The sequence below is a fragment of the Streptomyces deserti genome, assembly GCF_054782695.1.
In genome coordinates, this window is record NZ_BAAGRZ010000002.1 from 380,109 (window position 1) to 403,540 (window position 23,432).

The window sequence follows — 23,432 nt, forward strand, 5'->3', positions numbered from 1 at the left end:
GTTCAGCGCCGCGTTCCCGTGCCGACGAGGGTGCGCTCGTACGGGTCGAGGAGGACGCCCCGCACCGAGGTGCCGACGCCGGTGATGATGCGCTGGTGGACCAGCGGCACCACGGCGTCGGTGCCGAGGATCGCCGCCTCCGCCGCCATGGCCGCGTCCTGGCGCTTCGCGGCGTCGGCGGCCTGCTCGGCCCGGGCCACGGCCCGGTCGACGGCCTTGTCGCACAGCTGGGCGATGTTGAAGCCGCCGTCGCAGGTGTAGTCGCCGGCGAGGACGGCGACGGGGTCGCCGGTGTCGACGAGGGTGTTGCGGGCGAGGACGAACGCGTCGAACTTCCCGTTGAGGGCGTCGCTCTCCAGCCGCGAGTACTCGCGCACCTGGAGCCTGACCGTGAACCCGGCCTTCTCCAGCTGCTGCTTCAGCACCTGGGCCACTTCGGGGAGTTCGGGCCGGTTGTCGTACGTGGCGAGGGTGAGGGAGGTGCCCTTGGGGCCGGCCGCCTTCGCCCGGCCGGTGGGCTTGAGGCGCTTGCCCTCGGCCCAGGTCACCGCGGGCCCGTAGATGCCGGTGCCGGGATCGGCGTGGCCCTCGTACACGCCCTTGGCGAGCGCGGAGGTGTCGACGGCCCGGCGGGCGGCGGCGCGCAGTTCCGGGTCCTTGAAGGGGCCGGAGGCGGAGTTGAGCAGCAGGCTGGTGGTGCGGGTGGTTGCGGTCTCGCGGCGGGTGCCCTGGTCGAGGGTGGCCGCCTGGGAGACGGGGACGGCCTCGGCGAGGTCGACCTGTCCGGTGCGCAGGGCGTTGGCGCGGGCGGTGCCGTCGGCGATGAAGCGGGCGTCGATGCCGGAGGCCTGGGCGCGGCCGGCCCAGTAGTCGTCGAAGCGGTCGAGGGTGGCGGAGGTGGAGCCGTTGACCTCGGTGAGCTCGAAGGGCCCGGTGGCGGTGCCGACGGGGTCGACGCGGCCGTCCTTGCCGTAGGCCTGCGCGGAGAACACGGCGAGGCTCGGGCTGGACAGGCGCAGCGGCAGGACGGGGTCGGGTTCGGTGGTGGTGATCCGTACGGCGCGGCTGCCGTCGGCCTGGGCGGTGAGGGTGACGCCGGAGAGGGCGGCGGGTGCGGGCTTCGCCTTCGTGGCGCGGGTCAGGGCGGCGGCGACGGCGGCCGGTGTGACGTCGGTGCCGTCCTGGAAGACGGCCTCGCGCAGGGTGAACTGCCAGGTGCGGGCGTTCTCGCGGCGCCAGGACGCGGCGAGCGCGGGGGACGCGGCGCCGTTGGCGTCGAGCACGGTCAGGCCCTCGGTGACACCGAGCCGGCTGAGGATCGTGGCGTCGGCGCCGTACGGCGAGAGGCGCTCGGCGGGCGGGAAGGCGAGGGCGACGCGCAGCCGGGAGCCGCTGTCGGCGCCATCCGGCAGGTCGCCGCCTCGGGAGGCGAAGCAGCCGGTCAGGAGCGGGACGACAGCGAGGCCCGCGAGCAGACGGGAAGGCAGCGGACGCACGGGTCACCGCCCCATCGGTATCTCGAAGTGGACGACGCCGTTGCCGCCGCCCGGGTCCTCGCGCTCGTCGTGCACGACTTTGCCGATGGACCGCCAGAAGGCCTCGGCGCCCGGTACGGACGGGTCCGTGTGCAGGTAGACGGCGCGATAGCCGCCGTCCGCCTCGGCGAACGCGAGCAGTTCCCCGACCAGCCGGCGGGCCAGGCCCTGCCTGCGGTGGCCGGGACGGACGTACACGCGGCGCAGTTGCGCGGTCTCGTCCGAGGGGTAGCGCTCGGCGAGGTGGCGCGGGTTCGGCGGGTGGGCGGGTCCGCGGGAGTCGAGGGCGGCGGTGGCGACGACGTCTCCACTGTCCGGGTCGAGCGCGACGAGGAGGGTGTGGCGGGCGGGGGTGAGATAGGCGGAGGCCGGGTCGATGATGTCGCCGTGCCAGCGGGGCACGTAGCCGGTGCCGAAGTCGCGGTAGACGGTGTCGAGCATCACCGCTCGCGCACCGTCGAGGTGTTCCGGGGTCGCCGTCCTGATGCTGTAGTCGCGCACTTGCACATCATATGCATTAAGCGGAACCAGCTGATCACCGGCAGCGGGCGACCGCGGGGCCGCCCGCCAAGTCGGCTGCACGACAGCCGATTTGACACCACCCGGACCACACACCAACCTAGCCACATGACATTCATTTTCAACAACTCGGAGCGCTCGTGAGGATCGCGTTCGTCGGCAAGGGCGGCAGCGGCAAGACCACACTGTCGGCGCTCTTCTCCCGTCATCTGGCGCGTTCCGGTGCCCCGGTCCTCGCCATCGACGGCGACATCAACCAGCACCTGGCCCAGGCGCTCGCCCCCGAGGAGGAGCGGCCCTTCACCGCCCCTCCCCTGGGCCCGCACCTGGCGGAGATCAAGGACTACCTGCGCGGGACCAACCCCCGCGTCCCCTCCCCCGACGCCATGATCAAGACGACCCCGCCGGGCCGCGGCTCACGCCTGCTGCGCCTGCTCGGTGACGACGAACTGCACGCTCGGCACGTCGGCCGGGCGGGCGGCGTGCCGCTGATGGTGACGGGCGAGTTCGACGAGAGCGACCTGGGGGTGGCCTGTTACCACTCCAAGCTCGGCGCGGTGGAGCTGTACCTGGGCCACCTGGTCGACGGCCCCGGCGAGTACGTGGTCGTCGACATGACCGCCGGTGCGGACGCCTTCGCCTCCGGCCTGTTCACCCGGTTCGACATGACGTTCCTGGTGGCGGAACCCACCCGCAAAGGCGTCTCGGTCTACCGCCAGTACCGGGAGCACGCCGAGCAGTTCGGCATCCGGATCGCGGTCGTCGGCAACAAGGTGACCTGCGAGGACGACCTGCTCTTCCTCAAGGAGCAGGTGGGGGACGACCTCCTGACCCACCTGGTGCACTCCTCCTGGGTCCGCGCGGCCGAACAGGGCCGCACCGAGAGCGCCGGCCTGGACGCGCTGGACGCCCTGGAACCCCACAACCGGCACGCGCTGAACGTCCTGCGCGAGGCCGTCGACACCCACCCCCGCGACTGGGAACGACTGCACCGCCACGCCGTCGAGTTCCACCTGCGCAACGCCCGGTCCTGGGCGGACGCGCGTACGGGCCGGAACCTGGCCGACCAGGTGGACCCGGACTTCGTCCCGGGCCCGGCGGCCCTGGCCTGACCCCCGCCTTCCCGACCCCCGTCTTGCCAACCCCCACTCAAGCCAGCCACCACCAGACAGGACACCCCTACATGTCTCTCGACGTCTCCCCGAAGCTCCTCGCCGAAGCCGAGCGCGGTGACATCCTCGAGGAGGACTTCGTGGACACCGTCCGCACGTCCCTCCCCTACGCCTACGACCTGATCGCCTCCCTCGCCGCCGAACTCAAGGACGGCGACACCGAGTTCACCGACAACCAGACCCCTCCCCCGTCCGAGAAGGAGCGCGGCCAGCTCCTGCGCGCCCTCGCCAGCGACGCGATCCGCGGCAGCCTGGAGCGCCACTTCGGCATCTCCCTGGCCTTCCAGAACTGCCACCGGGTGGCGGCCTTCCGCCCGGAGGCACGGGACGGGGAGACGTACGCGCGGTTCACGTCGGTGCGGTCGCAGGTGCTGAATCAGTCGCCGGAGTTCAGGGACTGCTGACCCGGAAACGTCCCCGGCCCCCGTCTACTCGATGCCCGCCGCGTCGAGTAGACGGATCAGGCCGTCGCGGCCGCAGCCCGGCGGCGCGGCACGATGAGCGGCCATGAGCAGGGGGAAGCAGCCCCACTCAACGGTGTGCAGCCGGGGGGCGGGTTCTCGTGCGGCCTTGACGTTCCGTCACGGCCCTTCGGTGCGCGCCATACGTTGCGACGCGGCGACCCCCCGGTTCCTCACCTCAGGAACGTTCCCACGGCCGTCCCGAACCGCCCCGCATCGTCCAGCCACGGAAAATGCCCCGCCCCGGGCTGGACGACCAGCTCGGCATCCGGGAACAGCGCGGCGTACTCCGTCATCACGCGCACCGGCGCCGCCACGTCGTACTCGCCGGCCAGCACGAGGACGGGGGCCGGGAGCGCGGCGAGGGCCGTGCGGGTGGTGTCCGGGGCGAAGGCGCCGTCGGCGGCGTAGACGGCCGCCGCCTCGTCGTTACGCTGCTCGGCCTCGGCCGCCCGGACAGCGCGCGCCTCGTCGTCCCAGCGGGCGAAGTGGAAGGGGGCGATGGCCTCCCAGGCGTCGGGCGTGGCCCGGCCTTCGGTGATCGCCTCCAGGGCCGTGTACGCCGGGCTGAACCACGGTTCCTCACGGCGCAGGCGTGCGGTCGCCAGGCGGTCCTCGGCGGTGACCGGCAGGCCCACCGCCATGGTGCTGGGGGTGATCAGGGCGAGCCGGGCCACGCGGTCGGGGTGGCGGGCGGCGTAGAGGACCGCCAGGTTCGCGCCACCGGAGTGGGCCAGGAGGTCCAGCCGGTCCAGGCCCAGCTCCTCCCGGAGGGCCTCGACGTCGTCGACCTGCCGGTCGCACCGGTACGACGCGGGGTCCTCGGGTGTCGCCGAACGGCCCGTGCCTCTCAGGTCCAGCCGGACCAGGCTGCGGTGGGCGGTCAGTCCGCCGAGTTCACCCAGGTACACGGAGTCCTGCATCGGCCCCCCGGGCAGGCAGACCAGCGCCGGGCCGTCTCCGGTGACGTGGTGGGCGAGGGTGGTGCCGTCGGAGGCGGTGAAGGTGGGCATGGCGGCGAGCCTGACAGCGAGGGGCGAGGGGGGCAACCGGTTTAGGGGCCGGGAGCGATACTTGTGCGGATGCCGATGCGGACGCTGCTACGGATACGGGCCACGGGCCCGGGTTCGTGCCGCTCGGGGCGGAGCGGCACGTAGGAGGCGCTCGGGGCGGAGCGGCACGTACGCGACCCTGGACCGGGCCACGGCGAGAACGGCCCCTGATCCGGAGCTCGGTGCCACCGGGGCGGCCCCACCCCTCGTAACGGGTGGGGCCGCCCCTGCCCGCTACCGCGTCGGTGTCGCGAGCGGCGCCGCAGCGTACCCCGTCGGCCGCGCCGTGAACGTGCCGCGGCCCTGGGTCCGGCTGCGCAGGCGGGTCGCGTAGCCGAACAGCTCGGCCAGCGGCACGGTCGCGGTGACGACCGCCGCGCCGGCGCATGTGCCCGAGGGTGACGGAGCCCGTCACCCGGCCGCGGCGGGCCGCGAGGTCGCCGAGCACGCCGCCCACCGCGTCCTCGGGCACGGTGACCGTGACCTCGACGACCGGTTCCAGGAGGACCATCGAGCAGGCGCGCAGGGCCTCGCGGAGCCCGAACCGGCCGGCGGCGCGGAACGCGGTCTCCGAGGAGTCCTTCACGTGGGTCGCGCCGTCGGTGAGGGTGACGCGCAGGCCGGTCACCGGGTGACCGCCGAGCGGGCCCTCGGCCAGCGCGTCCCGGCATCCGGCCTCGACCGCGCGGACGTACTCCTGTGGGACGCGCCCGCCGACGACCGTCGAGCGGAACTCGAAGCCCGTCGCACCTTCCTCGGCGGCTCCCAGTGGCTCGACGTCGAGGACGACCTGCGCGAACTGCCCCGCCTCGCCGTCCTGCTTGACGTGCCGGTGGACGAGGCCGGTCACGCCGCGGGCCACCGTCTCCCGGTAACTCACCCTCGGCCGGCCGACGTTCACGTCCAGCCCCTGATGGCGCCGCAGCTTCTCCACCGCGACCTCCAGGTGCAGCTCGCCCATGCCCGACAGGACCGTCTGCCCGGTCTCCGGGTCGGTCCGCACGACGAGCGAGGGCACCTCCTCGGCCAGCCGGGCGAGGGCCGAGGCCAGGCGGCCGGTGTCGGTGGCCTTGCGTGCCTCGACCGCCACGGACACGACCGGTTCGGCCGCGCCCGGCGGTTCCAGGACGAGTGGCGCGTCCGGCGCGCACAGGGTCGCACCGGCGCGGGTGGATAGGGAACCGAAAAGGCCGCGGGCACGGGATTTCCGGCCCCGGTGGGCGTGGGGCGGCACGACGCCCCACAGGCGGGCCGGTAAGACACGCCCGCGCCTCGTCCTTACCTGCCGGGGCTAGCGTCACGGCGGAGCCGCCCCCTCCGGCTCCCACCACAGGCCCGAGGAAGGACAATCCGCATGGCCGGCAACTCGGCGGGAGTCCCACCGGAGTTGACCACGTCCCGGCTGCTGACCTCCTGGCAACCGGACGTGCCCGCGCTGCTGTTGGTCGTCGCGCTGGGCGCTCTGTACGGCTGGGGCGTGCTGCGCCTGCGCCGCCGCGGTGAGCGCTGGCCGCCGGGGCGCGTCGCGGCGTTCACGCTGCTCGGGCTGGGCGGGCTGGTCGTGGCCACGATGTCCGCGCTCGCCGGGTACGACCACGTGCTGTTCTGGCCGGCCACCGTGCAGAACGTTCTGCTCGACCTGGTCGCGCCGCTGGGCCTGGCCCTCGGGGATCCGCTGGGGCTGGCCGTCCGGGCCCTGCCGGAGCGCGTCGCGGCCCGGGTCCGGCGGGCCCTGACCGGGCGGGTGCTGCGGCTGCTGACGTTCCCGCTGGTCAGCACGGTCCTGGTGCTGGCCACGGAGCTGACGGTGTACCTCACGCCGTACTTCGCCACCGCTCTGCGGCTGGGCTGGCTGCACGAGCTGATGTATCTGCACCTTCTGCTGGCGGGCTGCCTGTTCGTGGTGCCGGTGCTCACTCACGAACAGGCGCTGCCCGCCTGGTGCAGCCACCCGGTCCGGGCGGCGCTGGTCTTCCTCGACGGGATCGTCGACGCCGTGCCGGGTGTGGTGGTGATGACCCACGGCACGCTGATCGCCGGGGCCTGGTACCTGCACCACACCCCGTCCTGGGCGCCTGATCCCCGGTACGACCAGCAGCTCGGCGGCGGGGCGATGCTCGGCATCGCCGAACTGGCCGCAGTCCCCTTCCTCCTGGCGCTCCTCGTGCAGTGGGCACGCCACGAGCGCGTCCGCGCCGCTGCCCTCGACCGTCGCCTGGAGGCGGAACTCGTCCCCGCGGCCCCGCGCACGCGGCGACCGGCCCCGGGGCCCGCGGGCGATCTCCTCCGCCCCTGGTGGGAGACGGAGCGGGGGGAGATCACCGACCGCATCCGGCGACAGAGGCAACGGGACTGACCAGAAGGGACGAGGCCCGTGCTCGGCCGCTCGGCGTGATCACCTCCGCGCCTGTGCCGGACCGTGTCATCGTCGCCGTTCAGTGAGCCGCTCACTCGGCTCCCCGCGAACAACGTGGGGCGGGCCCGGTGGCCCGGTGGCTGTGGGCAGCGGTCCGGTGCCTCAGGCCGCGGTGTATCCGAGCTGGCGCCTCATGTAGGGGGTCATGAGGGTCTTCGCCTTGGCGAGGGTGGTGGTGCGGCTGCCGAGGACCGTGGTCTCGCCGCCCGGCACGGGCAGCAGCGTCACTCCGTCCGCCGGGCCGAACGGCACGATGAGCGGGGTGCGCTGGATCGGCCGGTAGAAGCGGGGCTGTCTGCGGTGTCTGCCGGAACTGCGCAGGTGGGCGCGGATGTTGTGGGCGGCGAGGTCCGCCTGGGCGAGCGCGGCCGGGGTGATCTTGAGTTCGGTTGCGTCGTTGACGTCGCCCACCGCGAACACGTCCAGCCGGCCCTCGACGCGCAGCGTCCGGTCGACCTTCACGTGTCCGCTCCCGTTCAGCCAGTCACCGTGCCCGGCCAGCCGCAGCCAGAGGGTGTTCGGGGTGGTGCCCGTGGCCCAGAAGGAGAGGTCGGCTTCGATGACGTTCCCCTGGGCGTCGCGATAGGTGCCGTAGTCGTTGCCGGGGGACATGAAGGAGTCGAGCCGCACCTCCACGTCGTGGGACTCCAGCCAGGCGCGGGCCTTGTGCCCGGCCCGCGTGCTGCCCGTGGAATGGAGCAGTTCGGGCCCGGAGTGGGCGAGCGTGACCCGGGCGTCGGGCCGGGCCAGGCGGATCTCGGCGCTGAGCTCGACACCGGAGGGGCCGCCGCCGACGACGAGGACGTGTTCGGCGGTGGCGACCTTCTGCTGGTGTTCGGCGAAGGACTTGGCGGCCTCCTCGGTGGTGGTGCCGGTGAAGCGGGCCGGTTCCGGGTAGTCGGCGCCGGTGGCGATCACCACCACGTCGTACCGGAGCCGCTCGCCCGTCGCCAGGACGACCTGCCGCTCGGCGGTGTCGATGCGGACCACCTTGCCGACGGCCACGCGTCCGTGGTGCAGCAGCCGGTCGTACGGAATGAAGGGGGTCGCCGCCCACTCCGGGCGCACGCCGGCGCGCAGGGAGGCGATGCGGTGGAAGAAGACCTCCTTGCGGTCCACGAGCGTGACCCGCGCCGTCCCGTCCAGCCGTTTCGCCAGCCGGACGCCCGCATAGCCGCCGCCGATCACCACTACGTCGCCGTCATGCACACCGAGCTCCTGTGCCTGTGGGGAGGAAGGTGCGAGTGCCGCGGCGGGTGGGCCGCCTCGACCACTCGACTGCCGGTGAGCGTAGCGCTTGAAACTTAAAGGAGTAATGGGATGGTGTGTGTGTTCTGTGAAGCGACGGTACCGATGAGGGTCATGTGGCCTCTGCGGCCTGCGCGGACGAGCCCGAGTCCGGAGACGCCTCGTTCCCGGGAACGACTCGTTCCCGGAAACGACTCGTGCGGGCCAAGGTAACCCTCGACCCGCACAAGTGACTCATTGATACAGATTGATATGTCTTTGTGTAAGTGTCCGAGGGGGGACTTGAACCCCCACGCCCGATAAAGGGCACTAGCACCTCAAGCTAGCGCGTCTGCCATTCCGCCACCCGGACCAGGTGTCTGCCGCCTTGCCGGGGGGTCCCCCGCGGCGACATGGACAACCATACCAAGCTTTCGCAGTGCCTTTCACCTGCGTTTCCGTCCGCCGGAGGCGTCGGTGAGCCGTGTGACGCGACGCCCTCGCGATGTCACCGCGGGTGACGTGCCGACCACTCACGGGAGCACGCCGGCGGCCGAGGGTCGGGGGCCGTGGTCCGCGGGTCTGTGGATCCGCGGGTCTGTGGGTCTGTGGGGCTGTGGGGCTGGGCATCGAGCAAGTGGCGGGGCGGGCGGGGTGGCACCCGTGGATGCGGGTGCCACCCCGGAAGAGGGGGCGCGGTCACGTCATGAGCCGGTGGCTGACGGCAGCAGCTGGTGGTCCGGGAAGTTCCCGGGCAGCCGCTCCCCCGGTGGGCCCTGGGTCACGGCACGGACCAGGAGGTCGCCGCCGACGAAAGCGCCGCGCCAGGACGCGCCGAGCCCGCCGAACAGCTCGTCGCGGTCGCCCCTGGAGCGTGGCGTGCCGTGGCCGACCTTGAAGGCGCGGATCTGCGGGGCCAGCCGCTCGTAGGTCGCCCGGTCGTCCGTGGACAGGGTGGCCACCAGCGCCCCGTTGGAAGCGTTCATCGCGGCCAGCAGTTCCGCCTCCGTGTCGACCAGGACGATGGTGTCGACCGGGCCGAACGGCTCAGCGTGGTGGAGCGGGGAGGACGGGGGCGGGTTGAGCAACGTGACCGGCTGGACGTACGCCGAGGTGTCCTGGCCGGGCAGGAACCGGGCATCGGTCGGCCTCCCGCGGTGCAGGGGGACGGCGCCCCGGTCGACGGCCTCGGCGACCTGGTCGTGCAGTTCCTTCGCCTTGGCCGCGTTGATCAGCGGCCCGAAGTCCAGCTCCGGACAGGGATCGTCAGGGCTCTCGACGGCGAGCGGGTGGCCGACCCTGAGCGTGCGCACCGCCGGCAGGTACGCCGCCAGGAACGCGTCGAACAGGTGCCGCTGGACGACGAAGCGCGGATACGCCGTGCAGCGCTGCTTGCCGTAGTCGAAGAGCTTGGGGACGACCGCGGTGAACGCGTCCCAGTCCGAGTAGTTCCAGATGCCCCAGGTGTTGAGTCCTTCCTGTTCGAGGATGTGCCGCTTGCCGAGGTCGGCGACGGCCGTGGCCACCGCGGCGCCGGTGTCGCGGCCGCCGACGAAGGAGACGCAGCCGATCTCCGGCGCCCGCACGAGCGCCTGGGACAGCTCGCCTCCGCTGCCGCTGACGAGGGTGGCGGGAATCCCCTCGCGGGCGGCGAGCGCCGAGGCCAGGGTCAGACAGGCGACACCGCCGTCGGTCGGGGTCTTGGCGATGACCGCGTTGCCCGCCAGTGCCTGTACCAGCAATGCGTGAACGAGCACGCTCATCGGGTAGTTCCAGCTGGCGATGTTGGACACCGGGCCGTCCAGCGGGGCCCGGCCGGCGACCATCGGCTCGATGCCGTCGACGTACCAGCGCACCCCGTCGATGGCCCGGTCGACGTCCGCCTGCGCGAGCCGCCAGGGTTTGCCGATCTCCCAGACGAGCAGCAGCGCGAGCAGGTGGCGGTGCTCGGTGAGGGCGTCGAGGGTGGCCGCGACGCGGGCACGGCGTTCGGGCAGCGGGATGTGGCGCCAGGCGCGGTGCTGGTCGAGTGAGGCGCGTACGGCCTGCTGTGCGGTGGCCCGGTCCAGACGCGGCGGGCCGGCGATCGGGCTGCCGTCGACGGGGCTGACGGCGGGCAGCACCCGGCCGTCCGCCTGCCAGGCGCAGTTCCAGAGATTGAGGACGCGGTCGTCCCGGAAGGCCTCGGGTGCGACGGTGAGACAGCGCCGCCACGCGTCGGTCCAGGAGGTGCCGGATTTGAGGGTGAGGGTGGGTGCCATCGGGTTGCTCCGCTCACGGTGCACGGTCGGGGGCGGGACGGGCACGGCTCTTCGGCCGGGAGGGGCATGGCTGTTGGGTGGGGCGGGGCGTGGCTCTTGAGCCGAAGCGGCGCTCTTGAGTGGGAAAGGCCCGGCTCTTGAGCCGAAGCGGCGCGGCTCTTGAGCGGGAGAGGCGTGGCTCTTGAGTGACGTCACGCTCCGCGGCCGAGTGCGTCGAGTACCAGTCGGGCCGTCTCGGTCGGGGTCCTTCCGACCTTGACGCCGGCGGCCTCCAGCGCCTGCTTCTTCGCCTGGGCCGTGCCGGAGGAGCCGGACACGATCGCGCCCGCGTGCCCCATGGTCCTGCCCTCCGGGGCGGTGAAGCCGGCGATGTAGCCGACGACCGGCTTGGTGACGTGCTCGCGGACGTAGGCGGCCGCGCGTTCCTCCGCGTCGCCGCCGATCTCGCCGATGAGGACGATCAGTTCGGTGTCGGGGTCGTCCTGGAAGGCGGCGAGGCAGTCGATGTGGGTCGTGCCGACGACCGGGTCGCCGCCGATGCCGACGCAGGTCGAGAAGCCGATGTCGCGCAGCTCGTACATGAGCTGGTACGTCAGCGTCCCCGACTTGGACACCAGGCCGATGGGGCCCGGCTTGGTGATGTCGGCCGGGATGATGCCCGCGTTGGACTGGCCGGGGGTGATCAGGCCGGGGCAGTTGGGGCCGATGATCCGGGTGCCCTTCGTCTTCGCGTACGAGGTGAAGGCGACGGAGTCGTGGACGGGGATGCCCTCGGTGATGACGACCGCGAGGCCGATGCCGGCGTCGGCGGCCTCGACGACGGCCGCCTTGGCGAAGGCCGGCGGTACGAAGACGACGGTGACATCGGCGCCGGTCGCCTGTATACCGTCGACGACCGACCCGAAGACGGGCACCGCACGGTCGTCGAAGTCGACGGTGCGGCCGGCCTTACGCGGATTGACGCCGCCGACGACGTTCGTGCCGGCCGCGAGCATGCGGCGGGTGTGCTTCATGCCCTCGCCGCCGGTCATGCCCTGGACGAGGACCTTGCTCTCCTTGGTGAGGTGGATCGCCATGTCGTCCGGTCTCCTCAGGCTGCGTGGGCGAGTTCGGCGGCACGGCGCGCGGCACCGTCCATGGTGGTGAGCTGCTGCACGAGCGGATGGGCGCGCTCGTCGAGGACAGCGCGGCCCCGGGCCGCGTTGTTGCCGTCGAGACGCACGACGAGCGGCTTGGTCAACGGGACGGTGTCCAGGGCCTGCACGATGCCGTCGGCGACCGCGTCGCACGCGGTGATGCCGCCGAAGACGTTGACGAAGACGGACTTCACGGCGGGGTCGGAGAGGACCACCGACAGCCCGCCCGCCATGATCCGGGCCGACGCCCCGCCGCCGATGTCGAGGAAGTTGGCGGGGCGGGCGCCGCAGCCGGCGACCACGTCGAGCGTCGACATGACGAGACCGGCGCCGTTGCCGATGATGCCGACCTCGCCGTCCAGCTTGACGTAGTTGAGGCCCTTGGCGGCTGCCGCCGCCTCCAGCGGGTCGTCGCGGGTCGCGCCCTCGGCACCCCAACGGGCTTGGCGGAAGCGGGCGTTGTCGTCGAGGGTGACCTTGCCGTCGAGGGCCATGATCCGGCCCTGCCGCGTGCGGACGAGCGGGTTGACCTCGACGAGGAGGGCGTCCTCGCGGACCAGCACCTCCCACAGCCGTACGAGGACGTCGGCGGTCTGCGGCGGCAGCCCGGCCGCCTCGGCGATCTCTCCGGCCTTCGCCGAGGTGACGCCCGCAGCGGGGTCGATGTGTATACGGGCGACAGCCTCCGGGCGACTGGCGGCGACCTCCTCGATGTCCATGCCACCCTCGGCGGAGGCGATCGCGAGGAAGCGGCCCGCGGCGCGGTCGAGGACGTAGGAGACATAGAACTCGGCCTCAATGTCCACGGGTTGGGCCAGCATGACCTTGCGGACCGTGTGGCCCTTGATGTCCATACCAAGGATGTGACGTGCCGTCAGCTCGGCGGCGGCCGGGTCCGCGGCGAGCCTCACTCCCCCCGCCTTGCCCCGCCCGCCGGTCTTGACCTGCGCCTTCACGACAACGCGGCCGCCGAGCCGGCGGGTGATCTCGCGCGCCCGTTCCGAGGAGTCGGTGACCTCGGCCCTCGGCACCACGATGCCGTGTCCCTCGAAGAGTTCCCTTGCCTGGTGTTCGTACAGGTCCATCTCGGCTCCTGTCTGCGAAGTCATCGGCAGTCGCCGTCAGGCCGGACTCCGATGACGGAAAAGTGCCGCACGCCCCCTGGACACCACCCATCGGATGCGGGATAACAAGCTTCATACAGTATTCGTCGACTGTATGCAATGTACGAGCAACCCCGCGAGAGTGTTCCCACCCCCCTATGAAGGGACAGGACTTCGCCATGCCCGACGACACCCAGGACGTGATTTCCGGCGGTCATCTCGTCGCCAAGGCCCTCAAGGCCGAGGGGGTCGACCGCATCTACACACTGTGCGGCGGCCACATCATCGACATCTACGACGGCTGCGTCGACGAGGGCATCGAGGTCGTCGACGTCCGCCACGAGCAGGTCGCCGCCCACGCCGCAGACGGTTACGCCCGGATCACCGGCAAGCCGGGCTGCGCGGTCGTCACCGCCGGACCGGGGACGACCGACGCCGTCACCGGTGTCGCCAACGCCTTCCGCGCGGAGTCCCCGATGCTGCTGATCGGCGGTCAAGGGGCCCTCATCCAGCACAAGATGGGGTCCCTGCAGGACCTGCCGCACGTCGACATGATGACGCCGATCACCAAATTCGCGGCGACCGTGCCGGACACGGCGCGCGCGGCGGACATGGTGTCGATGGCCTTCCGCGAGTGCTATCACGGCGCGCCCGGGCCCTCCTTCCTGGAGATCCCGCGCGACGTGCTGGACGCCAAGGTGCCGGTGGGCAAGGCGCGCGTGCCGAAGCCCGGCGCCTACCGGGCCTCCACGCGCTCGGCCGGCGACCCCGAGGCGGTGGAGAAGCTCGCCGACCTGCTGGTGCACGCCGAGAAGCCCGCGATCCTGCTGGGCGGTCAGGTGTGGACGATCCGCGGCACCGAGGCGGCCATCGAGCTCGTCAGGACCCTCAACATCCCCGCGTACATGAACGGCGCCGGCCGCGGCACCCTCCCGCCCGGTGACCCGCACCACTTCCAGCTGTCCCGCCGGTACGCCTTCTCGGGCGCCGACGTCATCGTCATCGTCGGCACGCCCTTCGACTTCCGCATGGGCTACGGCAAGCGGCTCTCCCCGGACGCGACCGTCGTGCAGATCGACCTCGACTACCGGACCGTCGGCAAGAACCGCGACATCGACCTCGGGATCGTCGGCGACGCCGGCCTGGTGCTGAAGTCGGTGACCGAGGCGGCCTCCGGACGCGTCAACGGCGGTGCGTCCAAGCGCAAGGAGTGGCTGGACGAGCTGCGGGCGGCCGAGCAGACCGCGCTCGAGAAGCGGCTGCCGCAGCTCAGGTCGGACGCCTCCCCCATCCACCCCTACCGCCTGGTCAGCGAGATCAACGACTTCCTCACCGAGGACTCGATCTACATCGGCGACGGCGGCGACATCGTCACCTTCTCCGGGCAGGTCGTGCAGCCCAAGTCGCCCGGGCACTGGATGGACCCGGGACCGCTGGGCACGCTCGGCGTCGGCGTCCCCTTCGTGCTCGCGGCCAAGCAGGCGCGGCCCGACAAGGAGGTCGTCGCCCTGTTCGGCGACGGCGCGTTCTCACTCACCGGCTGGGACTTCGAGACCCTCGTCCGCTACGACCTCCCCTTCGTCGGCATCGTCGGCAACAACTCCTCCATGAACCAGATCCGTTACGGCCAGGCCGCCAAGTACGGCAAGGAACGCGAACGGGTCGGCAACACCCTCGGCGACGTCCACTACGACAAGTTCGCCCAGATGCTGGGCGGTTACGGCGAGGAGGTCCGCGACCCCGCCGACATCGGCCCGGCGCTGCGGCGCGCCCGCGAGTCCGGGAAGCCGTCGCTCATCAACGTCTGGGTCGACCCGGACGCGTACGCCCCCGGAACCATGAACCAGACCATGTACAAGTGAGGAGCGCTTGGCATGACCAAGACCTCGACCAAGGCTCTCGACGGCATCCGCGTCCTGGACATGACGCACGTCCAGTCCGGGCCCTCCGCGACCCAGCTCCTCGCCTGGCTCGGCGCGGACGTCATCAAGCTGGAGGCACCGACCGGTGACATCACGCGCGGGCAGTTGCGCGACCTTCCGGACGTCGACTCCCTCTACTTCACGATGCTCAACTGCAACAAACGGAGCATCACCCTCAACACCAAGACCGAACGCGGCAAGGAACTCCTCACCGAGCTGATCCGGCGCTCGGACGTCATGGTCGAGAACTTCGGCCCGGGCGCGGTCGACCGGATGGGGTTCACCTGGGACCGCATCAGTAAGATCAATCCACGGATCGTCTACGCCTCCATCAAGGGGTTCGGCGACGGCCCGTACACCAACTTCAAGGCGTACGAGGTCGTCGCGCAGGCCATGGGCGGGTCGATGTCGACCACCGGGTTCGAGGACGGGCCGCCGCTGGCGACGGGGGCCCAGATCGGGGACTCGGGCACGGGCGTCCACGCCGTGGCGGGCATCCTCGCCGCACTGTTGCAGCGCGAACGCACCGGGCGCGGGCAGCGGGTGAACGTGGCCATGCAGCATGCGGTGCTCAACCTGTGCCGGGTGAAGCTGCGCGACCAGCAGCGCCTGGCCCATGGTCCACTCGCTGAATATCCCAACGAGGACTTCGGCGACGAGGTTCCCCGCTCCGGGAACGCCTCCGGCGGCGGCCAGCCGGGCTGGGCGGTCAAGTGCGCGCCGGGCGGCCCGAACGACTACGTGTACGTCATCGTGCAGCCGGTCGGCTGGAAGCCGATCAGCGAACTCATCGGCCGGTCGGAGCTGGCCGATGACCCCGAGTGGGCGACGCCCGAGGCACGCCTGCCCAAGCTGAACAAGATGTTCCAGCTGATCGAGGAGTGGTCCTCGACGCTGCCGAAGTGGGAGGTGCTGGAGCGGCTCAACGCGCACAACATCCCGTGCGGGCCGATCCTGTCCACCAAGGAGATCATCGAGGACCAGTCGCTGGTCGCCAACGAGATGGTCGTCCGCATCTCCCACCCCGAGCGGGGCGAGTTCGTGACCGTCGGCAACCCGCTGAAGCTCTCCGACTCCCCCGTCGAGGTGACCAGTTCACCGCTGCTCGGCGAGCACAACGAGGAGGTCTTCATCGGCGAGCTGGGGCTCGGCGACGAGGAGCTGCGCTTGCTGAAGTCGAACGGGGTGATCTGACGTGATGGCCGAAGACCGGGTGCTGCGCGTGCGCGCGCTCCTCGACTCCGTGCGGGCCGAGGGACGGACCGCGCTGACCGCGCCCGAGGGCAAGGTGGTCGCCGACGCGTACGGGATCGCCGTACCGGGCGAGGAGCTGGCGAAGGACGTCGAGGAGGCCGTGGCGTGCGCGGCGCGGTTCGGCGGACCCGTCGTGATGAAGATCGTCTCGCCGGACATCCTGCACAAGACCGACGCGGGCGGGGTGATCGTCGGCGTCGAGGGCGCCGCGGACGTACGGGCCGCGTTCCACCGGATCATCGCCAACGCGCGTGCCTACGACGCCGGAGCCCGTATCGAGGGCGTGCAGGTGCAGGAGCTGCTGCCGCAGGGGCAGGAGGTCATCGTCGGGGCGGTGACGGACCCGACGTTCGGGAAGGTCGTGGCGTTCGGGCTCGGCGGGGTGCTCGTGGAGGTTCTCAAGGACGTCACGTTCCGGCTCGCGCCCGTCGACGCGGACGAGGCGCTGTCCATGCTGGACTCGATCCGGTCGGCGGAGATCCTGCGCGGGGTGCGCGGACAGGCGGGCGTGGACCGGTGGGCGGTCGCCGAGCAGATCCGCCGGGTCTCCCAACTCGTCGCGGACTTCCCGCAGATCGCCGAGGTGGACCTCAATCCGGTGATCGCGACCGCGCAGGGGGCGGTCGCCGCCGATGTCCGGATCATTCTCGCCGAGTCGCAGCCGCCGTCCCGTCGACGGTATGCGCGCGAGGAGATCCTGACGACCATGCGCCGGCTGATGCAGCCGAGGTCCGTCGCCGTGATCGGCGCCTCCAACGAGCAGGGCAAGATCGGCAACTCGGTGATGCGCAACCTCATCGACGGCGGTTTCGCCGGGGACATCCATCCGGTGAACCCCAAGGCCGATGACATCTTGGGCCGCAAGGCGTACAAGAGTGTCACCGACGTTCCCGGTGAGGTGGATGTGGCGGTCTTCGCGATCCCCGCCAAGTTCGTGGCCTCGGCCCTGGAGGAGGTGGGACGCAAGAAGATCCCCAACGCCGTGCTGATCCCCTCCGGGTTCGCGGAGACCGGCGAGCACGCGCTCCAGGCGGAGATCGTGGCGATCGCCGAGCGGTACGGCGTCCGGCTGCTCGGGCCGAACATCTACGGCTACTACTCGACGTGGCAGGACCTGTGTGCCACGTTCTGCACCCCGTACGACGTCAAGGGCGGGGTGGCGCTGACCTCGCAGTCCGGGGGCATCGGGATGGCCATTCTGGGTTTCGCGCGGACCACGAAGACGGGTGTGTCGGCGATCGTGGGCCTCGGCAACAAGTCGGACCTGGACGAGGACGACCTGCTGACCTGGTTCGGGGAGGACCCGCACACCGAGTGCATCGCGATGCACCTGGAGGACCTCAAGGACGGGCGCGCGTTCGTGGAGGCGGCGCGGGCGACCGTGCCGAAGAAGCCCGTTGTCGTGTTGAAGGCGGGGCGTACGGCGGCGGGCGCGAGGGCCGCCGGCTCGCACACGGGTGCTCTCGCCGGGGACGACGCCGTGTACGACGACATCCTGCGGCAGGCCGGGGTGATCCGGGCGCCCGGGCTGAACGACATGCTGGAGTACGCGCGCGCGTTGCCGGTGCTTCCCGCTCCCCGGGGCGACAACGTCGTGATCATCACCGGAGCCGGCGGCAGCGGCGTGCTGCTGTCGGACGCGGTGACCGACAACGGCCTGTCGCTGATGGAGATCCCGCCCGACCTGGACGAGGCGTTCCGGACGTTCATCCCGCCCTTCGGGGCCGCGGGCAACCCGGTGGACATCACCGGGGGCGAGCCTCCGTCGACGTACGAGGCGACCATCCGATTGGGCCTTCAGGACCCGCGGATCCACGCGCTGGTCCTCGGCTACTGGCACACCATCGTCACTCCCCCCATGGTCTTCGCCGAGCTCACCGCGCGCGTGGTGGCCGAATTCCGGGAGCGCGGGATCGCCAAGCCCGTGGTGGCGTCGCTCGCGGGCGATGTGGAGGTCGAGGAGGCCTGCCAGTACCTCTTCGAGCGGGGGGTCGTGGCGTACCCGTACACGACCGAGAAGCCGGTGGCCGTGCTCGGCGCGAAGTACCGCTGGGCGCGGGCCGCGGGGCTGCTGGGGGGCGGTTCATGAGGTGAGTGGCGGGGGGGCCGGCCGACGGTGCGCGTCGGCCGGCCCCGGGACCCGAGCGCGCACGAAAGGCATGGGACAGGGGGCGCTGGCCAGATCTTTCGACGCAAGGGGTGCAACACGACATGACAACGACCGATCTGCCGACATCGGTTCCCTACCGAGAGGTGACCGACGCGAACGGACGCGTCTACCGCATCGGTGAGACCGACATCGACATTATGGGCCGCGAACGCAAGTGGATGGTCATCCTGCCGTGGGTCGGCATGATGGGCATCAGCTCGGCCGAGTACGCCTTCGCGTCCGCCGAGGACACGCTGCACACGGCACACCAGTGGAGCAGCGGGCACATCTTCTGGATGCTGGGCGTCTGGGTGTTCTTCCAGGCCTCGGTGGCCTTCCCCGCGGGCAAGCTGCGCGAGAGCGGCAGGCTTCCGGCCCGCTGGGCGATGATGCTCGGCGCGCTCGGCACCCTCCTGGGATACCTCTCACTCGCCTTCGCGCCGCATGTGATCGTCGCCTACATCGGCTTCGGCATGTTCAGCGGCATGGGCGCGGGCATGGTCTACGCGACCTGCGTGAACATGGTCGCCAAGTGGTATCCGGAGCGCAAGGGCGGCAAGACGGGCTTCGTGAACGGCGGATTCGCCTACGGCTCGGTGCCGTTCGTGTTCCTCTTCACCGGCTACATGGACCTCACCAACTTCCGCTGGGTGCTGGTCTGCGTGGGTGTCTTCCTGGCCGCGGTCGTCGCGGTGGCGGGCTACTTCTTCCGCGACCCGCCGAAGAACTGGTGGCCGGCCGACGTCGACCCGCTGAAGAAGCCCGACGACGCACGCGCCCGGCGCGCACTGGAGAAGAACCCGCCGGCCGTGCACCAGTACACCCCCATGGAGGCATGGAAGACCGGCCGCGTGGCCCTCATGTGGTTCTGTCTGCTGTGCACCTCGGGCGTGAACATCTTCGGTATCGCCTTCCAGGTGCCGTTCGGTGACGAGGCGGGCTTCGCGGGCGGCATCGTGGCGACCGCGATGTCCCTGAAGGCGATCGTCAACGGCACGGGCCGCGGTGTCATCGGCTGGCTCTCCGACCGCTACGGCCGCAAACAGTGCCTGATCTTCGTCTGTATCGTCCTCGGCCTGTCGCAGTACGGCATCCTGCTGTCCGGGAACCTCGGGAACCTGCCGCTGTTCCTGCTGTTCTCGTCGATCTCCGGTTTCGGCGGCGGCGCCATCTTCCCCATGTTCGCCGCGATGACCGCCGACTACTTCGGGGAGAACAACAACGCCTCCAACTACGGCCTGGTGTACTCGTCGAAGCTGGTCTCCGGCCTGCTCGGGTCCGGCATGGGCGCCGTGGTGGTGGCCAACTGGGACTACTCCGGCGCGTTCGTCCTGGCGGGCTCGATCTCCCTGTTCGCGGGCTTCGTGGCCCTGTTCCTGCATCCGCCGGGACGGCCCAGGCCCAAGCGCATCGTCCCCAACCCGCATCCGCTCGGCGAGGAGATGGCGTAAGCAGGACGGCAGACCTGCTCCTGGCACCGGCTTCGCCCAGAAGGTGGGATTCGGGTCCCTGGTGGCGGCGTACGCCACCAACTACGGTCCGGTGCACAGCGGCAAGCTGATCAGCGGCCTGGCCGGCGGCGGGCTGGGCTCCATGCCGGCGGCGGCCTGCGGCTACAACGGCGCGTACGCGCTCGCCGGGGGCGTGTCGATGGTCGCGGCGGCGCTCGCGCTGCTGCTGCGGCAGCCGAGGCCGGGGCCCCGACCGGTGGGCTGAGGCTGACCCGGCGTGTGACGGAGGAGGGCCTCCCCGGGGTCGGGGAGGCCCTCCTCCGTGCGTAGGGTCCGCCGGTCCGTGCGGCGGGATGTCAGCGCAGTGGGCGTCTCGAAGTCACGCCCCACGTAATCTCTTCCTGTGCCAGCCTCCCGCCTGCATCGCGTCGCCGTCCTGGTGCTCGAGGGTGCGAAGCCGCTCGATGTCGGCATTCCCGCGCAGGTTTTCACGACCCGCGCGAGCATGCCGTACGAGGTGCGGGTGTGCGGGGCGACACCCGGTCTCGTGACCGGCGGCGATGGCCTCGCGTACTACGTCGCCCACGGCCTCGACGCGCTTGCGTGGGCCGACATCGTCTTCGTCCCCGGCTACCGGTTCCCGGACCGCGACGACCCGCCGCAGGCCGTCGTCGAGGCACTGATCGCCGCCCACGACCGGGGCGCGCGGCTCGCCGCCATCTCGACGGGTGCCTTCGCGCTCGCCGCCACGGGCCTGCTCGACGGCAGGCGCGCCACGACGCACTGGCACTACACGCGGGCCCTCATGGCCCGGCATCCGCTCGTCCAGGTCGACGAGAACGTGCTGTTCGTCGACGAGGGCAGCGTGCTCACCTCGGCCGGCGCCGCCTCCGGCATCGACCTGTGCCTGCACATCCTGCGCGGCGACCTCGGAGTGGCCGCGTCCAACCACGCGGCCCGGCGTCTGGTGGCCGCCCCTACCGCAGCGGCGGCCAGGCCCAGTACGTGCCGCGCAGTGTCCCCGAGCCGCTCGGCGAGCGGTTCGCCGTCACCCGCGAGTGGGCGCTGCACCGGCTCGGCGAGCCCCTCACCCTCGACATACTGGCGCGGCAGGCCGGGGTCTCGCCGCGCACGTTCTCCCGGCGCTTCGTCGAGGAGACCGGCTACACGCCGATGCAGTGGGTGATGCGCGCCCGCATCGACCTGGCCCGCGAACTGCTCGAGCGCTCGCAGCGCGGCGTCGAGCAGATCGCCGCCGACGTCGGGCTCGGCACCGGTGCGAACCTGCGCCTGCACTTCCAGCGCATCCTCGGCACCACACCGAGCGAGTACCGGCGCACCTTCACCCGGGGTGAGTAACCCGCCCGGCACCGTGTGGCGGGGTCCTTTTGAACCGTGGCGATCCCGCCACTGTCAGCGGCGCGAGCCGCGGGCGAGCCTGGTGGCGAAGGGAAGGGACATCACTCATGACTCGCATCGCCATCAACGGATTCGGCCGCATCGGACGCAATGTGCTGCGCGCACTGCTGGAGCGCGACAGCACCCTCGAGATCGTCGCCGTCAACGACCTGACGGAGCCCGCCACCCTCGCCCGGCTGCTCGCCTACGACAGCACGGCCGGCCGGCTCGGGCGTCCGGTGACGGTCGACGGGGACGCCCTCGTCGTCGACGGCCGTCGGATCACGGTGCTGGCCGAGCGCGAACCGGCGCAGCTGCCGTGGGCCGAACTCGGCGTCGACATCGTCCTGGAAGCCACCGGCCGCTTCACCTCGGCCAAGGCCGCCCGCGCCCACCTCGACGCGGGCGCGAAGAAGGTACTCGTCAGCGCGCCGTCGGACGGCGCCGACGTCACGCTCGCGTTCGGGGTCAACACCGATGCCTACGACCCGGCCGTGCACACGATCGTCTCGAACGCCTCCTGCACCACCAACGCGCTCGCGCCGCTGGCCGCGGTCCTCGACGAACTCGCCGGTATCGAGCACGGGTTCATGACGACGGTGCACGCCTACACGCAGGAGCAGAACCTGCAGGACGGTCCGCACCGCGACGCGCGTCGCGCCCGGGCCGCCGGTGTCAACATCGTGCCGACCACGACCGGCGCCGCCAAGGCGATCGGCCTGGTGCTGCCGAACCTCGACGGCAAGCTGTCGGGCGACTCGATCCGCGTGCCGGTGCCGGTGGGCTCGATCGTCGAACTCAACACGACCGTCGCCCGTGACGTGACACGCGACGACGTGCTGGCGGCGTACCGCGCCGCAGCTCAGGGGCCGCTCGCCGGCATCCTCGAGTACTCGGACGAGCCGCTCGTGTCGTCCGACATCACGGGCAATCCCGCCTCGTCGATCTTCGACTCGGCCCTCACCCGCGTCGACGGCCGCCACGTCAAGGTGGTCGCGTGGTACGACAACGAGTGGGGCTTCTCCAACCGCGTGATCGACACACTCGAGCTCCTCACCACCCGCTGACCGGACTCCGGTGGGGTACCCCGCCTCCGGCGACCGCGCCGGCCAGCACTTCCCTTGGGCACTCTGGTTGACCAGTCGGGCCGACCAGAGCGCTCGGTCACACAAGCCGGTCCGCCCGGCCTCCGGAGGGTGCGGGAGCGCCACGGCCGGTCAAGGCACTCTTCGAGCGTCGCCCCGCGATGGCCTGCGGCCACCCCTCACCGTCCGCGAACAAGTGGGGATGAGGAGCGGGGCTGGAGATTTTCGAGGAGCCCCAACAGGGATACCCAGACCGGATTGTCGATCTGAAGCTCGTTCCCATCAGCGGGCCTGGCGAGGGCCGTGGCCGACGGCCTGGTCCGGAACGACGGGCGACCCTTTGGAGGCATCGACCTCGGGCCAACCCCTGCGACCGCACGACGCAGCAGCGGCTCGCAAGGACCATCCGCACGTCAACATGCGGATTTCCACCGGGAGATGGGCGAGAGAGTCCCCCTGTTATGGTGCGCCTGTGTCATCGATCAAGCAGTTCCAAGTCACCTTCGACTGCGCAGAACCTGAGCGCGTCGCTCGCTTTTGGTGCGAGGTGTTGGGGTACGTCGTACCGCCGCCACCGGAGGGGTTCGCTACGTGGGACGATTTCGATCGCTCTCTGCCGCCTGAGCGGCAGGGCTCGGCGTTCGCCTGCAGTGATCCCTCCGGTGTGGGCCCGCGACTGTTCTTTCAGCGCGTTCCCGAAGGCAAGGTCGTCAAGAACCGGGTGCATCTCGACGTAAGGGTCGGCACCGGGCTCGTGGGTGAAGAGCGCCTCGCCACACTCGAAGCCGAGTGCGCACGACTGGTCGCGCTCGGCGCGACACGCGTGCGACTGCTGCTTGCCGATGACCACAATGAGTCGTGCATCGTGATGCAGGACATCGAGGGCAACGAGTTCTGTCTCGACTGAGCATCCTCCGGGCCAGCGAGGTGGGAGCCGTCTCCCTTGGGCCTCTCTTAAAGGGTCCCGTCACCAGTGTCTTGACCGGGCCGTCCGTGCAGAGCAAGGCGTCGGTCAGCTCGAACAGGGCATCGTGGCGTCCGCTCCGGCACTCGTAGAACTCCGTCCGGAAGCGTGACGGCGTCGCGAGCACCCCAACACCTCACGCTTCTCTGGTTGTTGCAGCACACTCATGTCCACGGCCCCGGTCTGATCACGTGCGTTCCTTGGTGGGAGCACAGGATCAAGCCGGGGCCGCCCGCTTGTCCGGCGAACGCCCAGGTGAGCGACCAAGTTCCAGTCGCCTGCGGACCGGAACGTCAAACGGCGAGCTCAGTCCGTGCGCGACGGGCG

At 71.1% G+C, this 23,432-nt stretch carries 17 protein-coding genes, 1 tRNA gene and 2 pseudogenes; 11 read left to right on the forward strand and 9 right to left on the reverse strand.

Going from position 1 to position 23,432, the window contains the following annotated elements:
• Positions 1 to 2 precede the first annotated feature (2 nt).
• A complete protein-coding gene (locus ACYVMZ_RS08035) occupies positions 3 to 1,496 on the reverse strand; it encodes an ABC transporter substrate-binding protein (RefSeq protein ID WP_461077023.1) in 1,494 nt (497 codons plus the stop codon).
• 3 nt (positions 1,497 to 1,499) lie between these two features.
• The gene (locus tag ACYVMZ_RS08040) at positions 1,500 to 2,036 is read right to left on the reverse strand and encodes a GNAT family N-acetyltransferase (RefSeq protein WP_461077025.1); all 537 of its coding nucleotides are present in this window, start codon (positions 2,034 to 2,036) and stop codon (positions 1,500 to 1,502) included.
• Positions 2,037 to 2,194: 158 nt separating this feature from the next.
• Here ACYVMZ_RS08040 and ACYVMZ_RS08045 point away from each other — a divergent pair, with 158 nt between their 5' ends.
• Positions 2,195 to 3,166 (forward strand): ATP-binding protein, encoded by a 972-nt coding sequence (locus ACYVMZ_RS08045; protein WP_461077027.1) that lies wholly within the window; start codon positions 2,195 to 2,197, stop codon positions 3,164 to 3,166.
• 71 nt (positions 3,167 to 3,237) lie between these two features.
• Complete coding sequence (locus tag ACYVMZ_RS08050) at positions 3,238 to 3,630, forward strand: SCO5389 family protein (protein ID WP_461077029.1); 393 nt, start codon at positions 3,238 to 3,240, stop codon at positions 3,628 to 3,630.
• A gap of 230 nt (positions 3,631 to 3,860) precedes the next feature.
• Here the strand turns inward: ACYVMZ_RS08050 and ACYVMZ_RS08055 are convergent, their stop codons facing one another.
• Positions 3,861 to 4,700, reverse strand: a complete 840-nt coding sequence (locus tag ACYVMZ_RS08055) for an alpha/beta fold hydrolase (RefSeq protein ID WP_461077031.1) — start codon at positions 4,698 to 4,700, stop codon at positions 3,861 to 3,863.
• A 273-nt stretch (positions 4,701 to 4,973) separates the two neighbouring features.
• Positions 4,974 to 5,922: pseudogene (locus ACYVMZ_RS08060) on the reverse strand (translation factor GTPase family protein); the annotation flags it as partial.
• 171 nt (positions 5,923 to 6,093) lie between these two features.
• Here ACYVMZ_RS08060 and ACYVMZ_RS08065 point away from each other — a divergent pair.
• A complete protein-coding gene (locus ACYVMZ_RS08065; RefSeq protein WP_461077033.1) occupies positions 6,094 to 7,095 on the forward strand; it encodes a cytochrome c oxidase assembly protein in 1,002 nt (333 codons plus the stop codon).
• Positions 7,096 to 7,257: 162 nt separating this feature from the next.
• On the opposite strand, the gene ACYVMZ_RS08070 is transcribed toward ACYVMZ_RS08065, so the two are convergent.
• The 5 genes from ACYVMZ_RS08070 to sucC form a co-directional block, all read right to left on the reverse strand.
• The gene (locus tag ACYVMZ_RS08070; RefSeq protein WP_461077035.1) at positions 7,258 to 8,364 is read right to left on the reverse strand and encodes an NAD(P)/FAD-dependent oxidoreductase; all 1,107 of its coding nucleotides are present in this window, start codon (positions 8,362 to 8,364) and stop codon (positions 7,258 to 7,260) included.
• Between the two features lie 306 nt (positions 8,365 to 8,670).
• Positions 8,671 to 8,755: transfer RNA gene (locus ACYVMZ_RS08075), tRNA-Leu, on the reverse strand.
• 331 nt (positions 8,756 to 9,086) lie between these two features.
• Complete coding sequence (locus tag ACYVMZ_RS08080) at positions 9,087 to 10,643, reverse strand: aldehyde dehydrogenase family protein (RefSeq protein WP_461077037.1); 1,557 nt, start codon at positions 10,641 to 10,643, stop codon at positions 9,087 to 9,089.
• 191 nt (positions 10,644 to 10,834) lie between these two features.
• Positions 10,835 to 11,719: a succinate--CoA ligase subunit alpha gene (sucD, locus tag ACYVMZ_RS08085; RefSeq protein ID WP_461077039.1), complete on the reverse strand. Its 885-nt coding sequence runs from the start codon at positions 11,717 to 11,719 to the stop codon at positions 10,835 to 10,837.
• 14 nt (positions 11,720 to 11,733) lie between these two features.
• The gene (gene sucC / locus ACYVMZ_RS08090; protein ID WP_461077041.1) at positions 11,734 to 12,864 is read right to left on the reverse strand and encodes an ADP-forming succinate--CoA ligase subunit beta; all 1,131 of its coding nucleotides are present in this window, start codon (positions 12,862 to 12,864) and stop codon (positions 11,734 to 11,736) included.
• 197 nt (positions 12,865 to 13,061) lie between these two features.
• Between sucC and ACYVMZ_RS08095 the strand changes: the two genes are divergently transcribed.
• The 8 genes and pseudogenes from ACYVMZ_RS08095 (at position 13,062) to ACYVMZ_RS08130 (ending at position 23,048) form a co-directional block, all read left to right on the forward strand.
• Entirely contained in the window at positions 13,062 to 14,744 is a 1,683-nt protein-coding gene (locus tag ACYVMZ_RS08095) for a thiamine pyrophosphate-binding protein (protein WP_461077043.1), read from the forward strand.
• A 12-nt stretch (positions 14,745 to 14,756) separates the two neighbouring features.
• Positions 14,757 to 15,998 (forward strand): formyl-CoA transferase, encoded by a 1,242-nt coding sequence (frc, locus tag ACYVMZ_RS08100; RefSeq protein ID WP_461077045.1) that lies wholly within the window; start codon positions 14,757 to 14,759, stop codon positions 15,996 to 15,998.
• Between the two features lie 4 nt (positions 15,999 to 16,002).
• On the forward strand, positions 16,003 to 18,147 hold the full coding sequence (locus tag ACYVMZ_RS08105) for an acetate--CoA ligase family protein (RefSeq protein ID WP_461077124.1): 2,145 nt from the start codon (positions 16,003 to 16,005) through the stop codon (positions 18,145 to 18,147).
• A 122-nt stretch (positions 18,148 to 18,269) separates the two neighbouring features.
• Entirely contained in the window at positions 18,270 to 19,658 is a 1,389-nt protein-coding gene (locus ACYVMZ_RS08110; RefSeq protein WP_461077047.1) for an OFA family MFS transporter, read from the forward strand.
• Positions 19,659 to 19,701: 43 nt separating this feature from the next.
• Entirely contained in the window at positions 19,702 to 19,923 is a 222-nt protein-coding gene (locus tag ACYVMZ_RS08115) for a hypothetical protein (RefSeq protein WP_461077049.1), read from the forward strand.
• Positions 19,924 to 20,061: 138 nt separating this feature from the next.
• A pseudogene (locus ACYVMZ_RS08120) lies at positions 20,062 to 21,017 on the forward strand (GlxA family transcriptional regulator).
• A gap of 107 nt (positions 21,018 to 21,124) precedes the next feature.
• Positions 21,125 to 22,123, forward strand: coding sequence for a type I glyceraldehyde-3-phosphate dehydrogenase (gene gap, locus ACYVMZ_RS08125; protein ID WP_461077051.1), 999 nt, complete (start codon positions 21,125 to 21,127; stop codon positions 22,121 to 22,123).
• 490 nt (positions 22,124 to 22,613) lie between these two features.
• Positions 22,614 to 23,048 carry a VOC family protein gene (locus tag ACYVMZ_RS08130; RefSeq protein ID WP_461077053.1) on the forward strand — a complete coding sequence of 145 codons (435 nt, stop codon included), beginning with the start codon at positions 22,614 to 22,616 and terminating at the stop codon, positions 23,046 to 23,048.
• Positions 23,049 to 23,432 lie beyond the last annotated feature (384 nt).